The organism is Nitrospira sp. BLG_2 (assembly GCF_049222245.1).
Window position 1 is genome coordinate 1 of sequence record NZ_JBLYIG010000299.1, and the last position, 2,817, is coordinate 2,817.

Here is a 2,817-nt window from a genome sequence, read left to right on the forward strand (position 1 = left end):
ATTGCTAGTCGTTCAAGATCCTTTTTTGACTGATACGGGGAAATTGGCTCATTTTGTGCTCCCCGCTTGTACCTATGCGGAGAAGGACGGCACATTTACGAATCTCGAAGGTCGTGTCCTTCGCGTTCGTCAGGCGATGGATCCGCTTGGAGAGAGCCTGCCGGACTGGCACATCATGACAGCCCTTGCAAATGCCATGGGATGTCAATGGAAATACGAATCGGCCAACGATATTCAAGCCGAGATCATGAAACTGTTGCCCGGGTATTATAATCTTGGGCAACCCCGTAAAGTCGTACCCGTCCCTGACCACTATTTGTCCAACGGTTACGTGCGGGAGGTCAAGACACGTTATCAACAGACTCCGCCATCAGAAGAACACTCGCGTCCCTTTTCTCTGTTTATGGGGCAGTTATTAGTGCATTCGGGGAAACTGTCCGTGCAAGCGCCTGGGCTTATTAAGATCGCTCCGAACACCGAGAAGTTGAGGATGAATATACGGGATATGGAGCGCCTTGGATTGCAAGACGGTGCGAAGGTGCGTTTGACCTCTGATCGAGGCTCCCTTCAGCTCGGGGTGCAGCGGGATCAATCTATCGCGCCTGGCACTTGCTTTTTCCCTGAACACTTTAATGAGCCTCCAGTGAAGGACTTGATGCCCGTATCGGTTGATACCACGACCGGCGTCCCATCGTTCAAGCATATTTGGGTAAGTGTTGAACCGGCGTAATGACGCAATAAGATGCGGATTGCCGCCCGTTCCGTGACGAGGAGCCTCTGATGAGTGTCGCCTCACTGACCAGAAAAATTCTTCATGCCGCGTTATTCTACGAGATTTGGGATGCGATGAAGGTCACGTTTCGGCATATGCTTCATCGGCCGATGACCTTTCAGTATCCGCGGGAACAACGTGCTATCCCAGACACGCATCGCGGTGCGCTTGGTTTGCTCCGATACGACGATGGACGAGAGCGGTGCGTCGGGTGCGATCTCTGCGAGGTCGCCTGCCCTTCGCATTGCATCAAAGTGATCAGTGCCGAGGATACGACCCGACCGCTCCAGCGCTACGCCAGCGAATTCTATATCGATATCACAAAATGCGTTTTCTGCGGCTATTGTGTCGAAGCCTGCCCCGTCAACGCGCTGGCGATGACCAAGATGTACGAGTACTCGACTCATGACAAACGCAGTCTGCTGTTCGACAAGGAGCGGCTGTACGACATCGGCGAACGCCACCTCGATGATGCGAAGAAATACTTGTATGCGCACAACCAGGAGAAAAATGTCGAGCAGAGCCGCGAGTACCGCTACTATTTTCCGCAGTCGGTACAGAAATCGACCCAATCACCTCCCAAACATCTGAGCTGAGCCGCACACAATGGTCGGAATGTTTTTCACGTACTTTGCATTCGTCAGTATTGCCGCCGGTGTTTTAACAGTGACCTTGCGTCATCCCGTTCACTGCGCGCTCTCTCTACTCGTGTTGCTCATGCACGTCTCCGGACTCTTCATACTCTTGAACGCGGAGTTCCTTTGGGCCGTGCAGGTCATTGTCTACGTCGGGGCCATTCTGGTGTTGTACCTCTTTGTGTTGATGTTGATGAATCTCAAAACAGATGAACGGTATTTCCACCCCTCTGCTTTATATATCCTCGGTCCTGCTATATTGGGGACCGGTTACGTCCTGTACCTTCTTCTGGGGTCTCCGTTTGACGGGGTGAAGGGGGATACTCCCGCCGCTGCCGTGTTGCAAGATGGAAACACATACGCTGTGGGTATCAAGATGTTCAGCGACCATCTCTTGCAGTTTGAGATCGTCGGCATCTTTCTGCTCGGAGCTATTATCGGCGCGATTGTCCTGGCCAAGGCTCCGAAGCCGCTGGAGGCGGAGCGAGAGCGGTTATGATTCCCCTGTCGGCCTCTACAGCCGTAAGCGCCATCCTTTTTATGACGGGACTCTTGGGTGTGCTTGTCCGGCGGAACTTCATCATCGTGCTGATGTCGGTTGAAATCATGATGAATGCGGCCAACATCAATTTAGTCGCTTTCTCGCACTATTTGGAATCTATGGCAGGGCAACTTGTTGCTCTGTTCATCATCGCCATTGCGGCAGGCGAAGCGGCCGTCGGTTTGGCCATCATCATCGTCGTGTTCAGGGGCAAGATTTCCACGAATGTGGATGAAATGAACTTATTGAAGTGGTAGCAGGATGTGGGCAATCACATCCAACGGTGCAGTCGGTGGCTTGTACCCCTCAACGTACCCCCAAGAGTACGCTTAGGTTCCGGCTCCGTGCAGCATGGTTGGGCTGAGCATCCTCAGAATGGCACGATACTGTGTCTGACTTGACTGATCTCCTGATCAAATTGATTCCTGTTTTCCCGCTGCTCGCCGTTCTTGCGAACGGACTGCTCGGCCACCGCTACTCTCATGATCTGGCCCATCGATTGGCTTGGGGGTCGGTCGGCCTTTCATTTCTCTGTACGGTCGGCGTATTCACCGATGTCATGCGCACGGGAGCTTCCCATGAAGTCATAGCCTATCAGTGGATCTTCGGTGGCGATCTCGCGATCAATTTAGCCTACCTCGTTGATCCGCTGACTTGTGCCTGGTTACTGGTCGTCACCGGGGTTGGGTTTCTCATTCATGTCTATTCCGTCGGTTATATGCATGGAGAAGCGGGGTTCACTCGCTTCTTCACCTACATGAATCTGTTCATGGTCTCCATGCTGCTTCTTGTCATGGGGAACAACTATGTGGTCCTGTTCATCGGCTGGGAAGGCGTCGGGCTCTGTTCATATCTTTTGATCGGCTATT

General features: G+C 52.8%; 4 protein-coding genes and 1 pseudogene. All 5 read left to right on the forward strand.

From position 1 onward, the window contains the following. The coding region (locus tag ACOSYY_RS08300) for a molybdopterin oxidoreductase family protein (RefSeq protein ID WP_421661798.1) at positions 1 to 730 on the forward strand (730 nt) is incomplete at its 5' end. A gap of 50 nt (positions 731 to 780) precedes the next feature. Beyond that, entirely contained in the window at positions 781 to 1,368 is a 588-nt protein-coding gene (gene nuoI, locus ACOSYY_RS08305; RefSeq protein ID WP_421661799.1) for an NADH-quinone oxidoreductase subunit NuoI, read from the forward strand. Positions 1,369 to 1,378: 10 nt separating this feature from the next. Then, positions 1,379 to 1,906, forward strand: a complete 528-nt coding sequence (locus tag ACOSYY_RS08310; RefSeq protein WP_421661800.1) for an NADH-quinone oxidoreductase subunit J family protein — start codon at positions 1,379 to 1,381, stop codon at positions 1,904 to 1,906. Next, positions 1,903 to 2,205 (forward strand): NADH-quinone oxidoreductase subunit NuoK, encoded by a 303-nt coding sequence (nuoK, locus tag ACOSYY_RS08315; RefSeq protein ID WP_421661801.1) that lies wholly within the window; start codon positions 1,903 to 1,905, stop codon positions 2,203 to 2,205. Before ACOSYY_RS08310 ends, nuoK begins: the two co-directional genes overlap by 4 nt. A gap of 131 nt (positions 2,206 to 2,336) precedes the next feature. After that, positions 2,337 to 2,817 (forward strand): annotated as a pseudogene (locus ACOSYY_RS08320) (NADH-quinone oxidoreductase subunit L); the annotation flags it as partial.

Bases quoted from the DNA above. Each gene is read 5' to 3' on its own strand.
- nuoK (WP_421661801.1), top strand. From the start codon at position 1,903: ATGATTCCCCTGTCGGCCTCTACAGCCGTAAGCGCCATCCTTTTTATG.
- ACOSYY_RS08310 (WP_421661800.1), top strand. From the start codon at position 1,379: ATGGTCGGAATGTTTTTCACGTACTTTGCATTCGTCAGTATTGCCGCC.
- nuoI (WP_421661799.1), top strand. From the start codon at position 781: ATGAGTGTCGCCTCACTGACCAGAAAAATTCTTCATGCCGCGTTATTC.